This window comes from Streptodolium elevatio (genome assembly GCF_040649515.1).
GTDB lineage: Bacteria > Actinomycetota > Actinomycetes > Streptomycetales > Streptomycetaceae > Yinghuangia > Yinghuangia elevatio.
Window position 1 is genome coordinate 1 of record NZ_JBEZFP010000242.1, and the last position, 5,687, is coordinate 5,687.

Annotated in this window: 5 protein-coding genes; 4 read left to right on the forward strand and 1 reads right to left on the reverse strand. The window is 70.9% G+C overall.

Annotation, left to right across the window (positions count from 1 at the left end):
- The first annotated feature begins 317 nt into the window (after nucleotides 1–317).
- Complete coding sequence (locus AB0C36_RS42345) at nucleotides 318–1,847, forward strand: basic amino acid/polyamine antiporter (protein WP_358364931.1); 1,530 nt, start codon at nucleotides 318–320, stop codon at nucleotides 1,845–1,847.
- Between the two features lie 119 nt (nucleotides 1,848–1,966).
- Nucleotides 1,967–2,887 carry an NADP-dependent oxidoreductase gene (locus AB0C36_RS42350; protein ID WP_358364934.1) on the forward strand — a complete coding sequence of 307 codons (921 nt, stop codon included), beginning with the start codon at nucleotides 1,967–1,969 and terminating at the stop codon, nucleotides 2,885–2,887.
- A 145-nt stretch (nucleotides 2,888–3,032) separates the two neighbouring features.
- On the opposite strand, the gene AB0C36_RS42355 is transcribed toward AB0C36_RS42350, so the two are convergent.
- Nucleotides 3,033–4,097 carry a YhaZ family DNA alkylation repair protein gene (locus AB0C36_RS42355; RefSeq protein ID WP_358364936.1) on the reverse strand — a complete coding sequence of 355 codons (1,065 nt, stop codon included), beginning with the start codon at nucleotides 4,095–4,097 and terminating at the stop codon, nucleotides 3,033–3,035.
- A 198-nt stretch (nucleotides 4,098–4,295) separates the two neighbouring features.
- On the opposite strand from AB0C36_RS42355, the gene AB0C36_RS42360 reads away from it, so the two are divergent.
- Together AB0C36_RS42360 and AB0C36_RS42365 are read left to right on the forward strand one after the other, a co-directional pair.
- Nucleotides 4,296–4,883, forward strand: a complete 588-nt coding sequence (locus AB0C36_RS42360; RefSeq protein ID WP_358364939.1) for a TetR family transcriptional regulator — start codon at nucleotides 4,296–4,298, stop codon at nucleotides 4,881–4,883.
- Nucleotides 4,884–5,003: 120 nt separating this feature from the next.
- Complete coding sequence (locus AB0C36_RS42365; protein ID WP_358364940.1) at nucleotides 5,004–5,561, forward strand: dihydrofolate reductase family protein; 558 nt, start codon at nucleotides 5,004–5,006, stop codon at nucleotides 5,559–5,561.
- The last annotated feature ends 126 nt before the right edge of the window (nucleotides 5,562–5,687 follow it).

Consider the following 5,687-nt stretch of genomic DNA (forward strand, 5'->3'; position numbering starts at 1 on the left):
ACGTCGTCGAAGAGCAGCTCGTCGGCGTTGGTGGGGGTCAGCCTGCGGTGCGCCAGGCCGGGCGCGCAGACCAGGACCTTGCGCAGCCTGCCCACCTCGGAATGCACGCCGTACGCCTGCACGGCGGAGTCGGCCGGAGCGGCCATGCGGTCACCTTGCCTTTCGCGGAGCTGCGGCGGGCGCTCCCGGAAGTGTGAACGGCTGGGTCCGCAGATAAACCCGATTCGTTGACTCTTCATATTGTTTGTGGCGATTCCATGAGAATTGCTGTGATTCTTCTAGGGTGTGGCCATCGGCCGGCGACCCGAAGGACGCGCATGACGAGTACCGAGGCCACGAGCGGATCAGGCGGCGCGGCGAAACTCTCCGTCCCCACGCTCACCGCACTCGTGGTCGGCTCCATGGTCGGCGCCGGGGTGTTCTCACTGCCGCGCCGGTTCGCGCAGGAGACCGGGGTCACCGGGGCGCTGATCGCGTGGGCGATCGCGGGCGCCGGCATGCTCATGCTCGCGTTCGTGTTCCAGACGCTCGCGGTCCGCCGCCCCGACCTCGACGCGGGCGTGTACGCGTACGCCAAGGCCGGCTTCGGCGAATACCCCGGCTTCTTCTCCGCCTTCGGCTACTGGGCCAGCGCCTGCGTGGGCAACGCCACGTACTGGGTGCTCATCATGTCCACCATCGGAGCCATCGCGCCCGCACTAGGAGACGGCGACACCGTCTTGGCGGTGGCGCTGTCCTCGGTCGGCCTGTGGGCGTTCTTCCTGTTGATCCGCCGCGGCGTCAAGGAGGCCGCGGCGATCAACCGGATCGTGACGGCCGCCAAGATCGTCCCGATCCTGTTCTTCGTCGTCCTGGCGCTCTTCTACCTCGACCCGAAGGTCTTCGCCGACAACGTCGCGGGCGCCGACTACGCCGGTTCGTTGTTCGACCAGGTACGCGGCACCATGCTCGCGACCGTCTTCGTCTTCCTCGGTGTGGAAGGCGCCAGCGTCTACTCCCGGCACGCCAAGCGCCGCGAGGACGTCGGGCGGGCGACCGTCCTCGGATTCCTCAGCGTCTTCGCGGTCTTCGCCTCGGTCACCATCGTCTCCTACGGCATCATGCCGATGGGCGAGATCGCCGAGTTGCGGCAGCCGTCGATGGCCGGCGTGCTCGAGGACGCGGTGGGCACGTGGGGCGAGGTGTTCATCAGCGTCGGCCTGATCGTGTCGGTGCTCGGCGCGTACCTCGCCTGGACGCTGATGGCGGCCGAAGTCCTCTTCGTGGCCGCCAAGGACGACGACATGCCGCGCTTCCTCGGCCGCGCCACGGCCGAGGACGTGCCGACCGCGGCCCTGCTCATGTCCACCGTGCTGACCCAAGTCGTCCTGATCGTCACGCTGTTCTCCGACGACGCCTTCGACTTCGCGCTCAACATGACCAGCGCGCTGTCGCTGATCCCGTTCCTGCTGGCCGCCGCGTTCGCCGTCAGGATCGCCATCGCGCCGGGGTCGAGGTCGAGGTCAGGGGCAGGGCCGGGAGCGGGGGCGGGTTCGGGGTCGGGAGGCGGGGCAGGGTCAGGGGCGGCAACGGGCGCGGGCGAGCGCGGCGACGGCCGGAACACCCGCGACCTCGTCGTCAGCATCCTGGCCACCGTCTACACCGCGTTCCTGCTGTACGCCGCGGGCATGAAGTACGTCCTGGTCTCGTTCATCGTCTACGCGCCGGCGACGATCCTCTTCGTCATGGCGCGCCGCGAGCAGGGGCGACGCTGGTTCTCCCGACCCGAACTGGCGCTCCTCGCGGTCTCCATCGCGGGGGCGGTCGCCGGGATCACCGCACTCGCCGCCGGCTGGATCAGCCTGTGACCCGGACCGCGGGGTGGGCAGCGAACCACTGACACCGCACCGCCGACGCCGCACCACCGGCAGCGCACGACTGGCGCCGCACCATTGGCGTCGCATCACTGACAAGGAGACCCCGACACATGCGAGCTGTGACCTACAACGCCTACGCCACCGACGACTCCGGCCTGTCCGTCGGCGAGGTGCCCGACCCCAAGTGCGGCCCGGGCCAGATCCTTGTCCGGGTCCGCGCCGCCGGGGTCAACCCGGTGGACTGGAAGCTGATGACGGGCGGTCTCGACGCCATGATGGACGCCGTCTTCCCGGTGATCCCCGGTTGGGACGTCGCCGGCGTGGTCGTCGCGCGCGGCCCGGACACGCCGGACTTCGAGGTCGGCGACGAGGTGATGGCGTACGCCCGCAAGGACATGGTGCACGGTGGGACGTACGCCGAACTCGTCGCGGTCAACGCATGGTCCGCGGCGCGCAAGCCGGCCGGCCTGGACTGGCCTGCCGCCGCCGGACTGCCGTTGGCCGGGATGACCGCGCAGCGCACCCTGGAGCGCCTGGAGGCCGGGCCGGGCGACGTCGTGCTGATCCACGGCGCGGCCGGGGGAGTGGGCAGCATCGGCGTGCAGTTCGCGCGTGAGAAGGGCGCCCGCGTCATCGGCACGGCCTCGGAACGCAACCACGAGTACCTGCGGGAGCTGGGTGCCGAGCCGGTCGCGTACGGGGACGGCGTCGTCGAGCGCATCCGCGCCCTCGCCCCCGAAGGCGTCACCGCCGTCGCGGACTTCGTGGGCGGCCAGTTGGACACCACGCTGGCCGTCCTGGCTCCCGGCGGGCGGCACGCGTCGATCGCGGACAACACCGTCGAGCAGCACGGCGGCAGTTGGATCTGGGTACGCCCGGACGGGGCGAAGCTCGCCGAACTGGCCGATCTGGTGCAGCGGGGGAAGCTGGCCGTTGAGGTGGCGGCGACGTACCCGCTCGCCGAAGTACGCGCGGCCTGGGACGCCAGCCGCACCGGCCACACCCGCGGCAAGATCGTCCTGCTTGTTTGAACATGAGGAGTGGACGCGGCCGCGTGTATGCCGGTGCAGGCGCGTCTCTCGCGACCGGGCAGGCGTGCGTCCGACATGCGTCGGTGCGTCGCCGCGTACGCGGGCGCATGCTTCGTCCCTCGCGGCCGGCGTCTTCGCCGCCGGTTCAGGGGACGAGGGTGAACGCGGCGGTGGCGCGGGGCTTGCCGTTGACGATGATCTCCAGGGTCCGCGGGCCTGGGGGTTCCACGCGGGTGGTGACCGGGCGGAACGAGTGGGACTTGGCGAGGGTGAAGATGTCGCCCTCGGCGTCGGCGATGCGTTCGCCGAGGTGGAACACGCGCCGCGAACCGTCGCGAACCACCGCGTACTTGAGCACCAGGGCGCCGGGCGCGTCGGCGCGCACGGTCACCTTGAAGGGGAGCCGGTCGCCGACCGCCACGGTGCCGTCGGCGGTGAACGCCTCGACGGTTCCGGTGCCGTGTGCCGCGCCGACGAGGGGCAGGGCCTCGGGGTGGCCGGTGCGCAGCAGGCCGCGTACGGCGTGTCGCACGACGCGGTCGGTGTGCGTGCCGCCTTCGTCGCGCCAGCGGGCGAGCAGTGCGACGGCCGCCGCGGGGTCGTCCTTGGCGATGTCGTTGACGTGGTTGGCGACCGAGCGGCGGACGTACTCACTGGGGTCGTCGCGCAGGCGTTCGAGGATGGGGAGCGTCGGGCCGACGGTCATGAGCCAGCGGACGCGTGAGCCCCAGGGCAGGCGCGGGCGCGTGCCCTCGGAGGCGAGGCGGCGGAGGTGCTCGTCGTCGGAGTCGGCCCAGCCGCGCATCGTCGCGAGTGCGGTTTCGCGGTAGCGGTCGAGGTAGGGGCGGACGGCGAACTCGCCGGTGGCGTACGGCGTGATGACCGCGATGGTGGACATGGCCTCGTCGAGGTCCGCGACACCGTACTCGGCGATGTAGTCGGTCGCGGGCCAGCCGCTCCACATGTCGAGGCGGGTGTGCCCGGCGGCGGCGCGGAGGACGGGGGCGGCCTGCGCGAAGGGGAGGTCGAGGGCCGCGTGCAGGGCGCGGGCGACGTGGCGTACACGGTCCTTGAGCTCCTGGCCTTCGAGGCCGTCGAGTGCGGTGGCGACGAAGCGGTCGCGGGGGAAGGCGGCGTGGGCGGTGCTGATCCCGTCCGCGAGGGTCGCGACCGAGCGCGCGTTGATCATGTCCTTGAGGGGCTGAGCCATGGGGTCACGGTGTCAGATCGCCCTGACATGCGGTGGGCGGCGCGGTGGCGCGGTGGCGCGCCGGGCGGTGGCGGCGACGGGCCGGCGCGGCGCGGGTTAGTAAACGAACATGCATTTACAAATCGCGGCGCCGTGCGCTACGGTCGGGATAGATAAACGAACGGACATTTACTAACCCGGCGGGAAGGGGACACGGGGATGGCACGCCCGCGTACGACCAGCGACGAGGCAATCCTGCAGGCGACCGCGCGAGCCATCGGGCAGCACGGGCCGAACGGACTAACCCTCGGCGCGGTCGCCAAGGAGGCCGGGCTTGCGCCCGCGACCCTCGTCCAGCGCTTCGGATCGAAGCGCGGACTCATGCTCGCCCTCGCCGAACGGGCGCCCGACGACACACGGGCGGTCTTCGCCCGTGCCCGCGCCGCCGCGCACAAGTCTCCGATCGCGGCGCTGCTCGACGCGCTGGTCACGCTGGCCGTCGGCGTCAGTACGCCGACCGAGATGGCCAACAACCTCGCGTTCCTGCAACTCGACCTCACCGACCCGGAGTTCCGCGCCCACGCGGCGGCGCAGGCGGCTGCCTTCCGCGAGGAGACCGCCGCGCTGCTCGACGCGGCCGTGTTCGCCCGTGAGCTGCGGGACGTGATGGACACCGCCCGAACCGCCCGCTCGGTCCAGGTGGTTTTCAACGGCACCTTGCTGCTCTGGGCGGTGGACGGCCAGGGAGACCCGCTCACTCTGCTGCGCGCCGACGTCGAGGACACGCTCCGCCCGTACCGCACGTAGACCACACGCGTGCCGACCCGGCGCCGAGCCGACAGCCGACAGCCGACAGCAGCCGGCAGACGGAAGCACGCGTCCAGCCGAGGTACGACGTACCACCGCCACATACGAAACGGAGACACCGTGACGGATCCCTCCACGACCCAGGAACTCCCCTTCACCTCAAGTGTGTTCATCGCGACCAGCCTCGACGGCTTCATCGCGCGCCGCGACGGGGACATCGAGTGGCTGACCAGCCGCGGTGAGAAGGCCGGCGACCTCGGCTACGACGACTTCATCGCCGGCGTGGACACGGTCGTCATGGGACGCGCGACGTACGAGAAGCTGCTCACCTTCGGCGCCGACATCTGGCCGTTCGCCGGACTGCACGTCGCCGTTCTGAGCACCGTCCTCGCCGATGATGCCGACTCCCGCATCACCGTCTACCGCGGCATCGACGACCTCGTCACCGGACTGGCCGCCCGCGGCACCAAGCACGTGTACGTGGACGGCGGACAGGTCATCCAGACCTTCATGCGCGCCGGGATGATCGACAGGCTCATCGTCACCACCCTGCCGATCCTGATCGGCGAAGGACTGCCGCTCTTCGGTGCGCTCGACAACGACGTCGAACTGGTGCTTGAGGAGAACAAGACCTTCGATTGCGGGTTCGTGCGCCGCACGTACACCCTCGCGCACTGATCGCCGGACGGACCGAGCGTCCGGTAGGACGGATCCCACGACCACCGCGCGCGGGCGGGCCGCCGCAGTCGCCTGGCGGTCAGCCCGGCCCGCAGCAGCGGCGCGGCCTGGGAGGCGTGGTGCAGG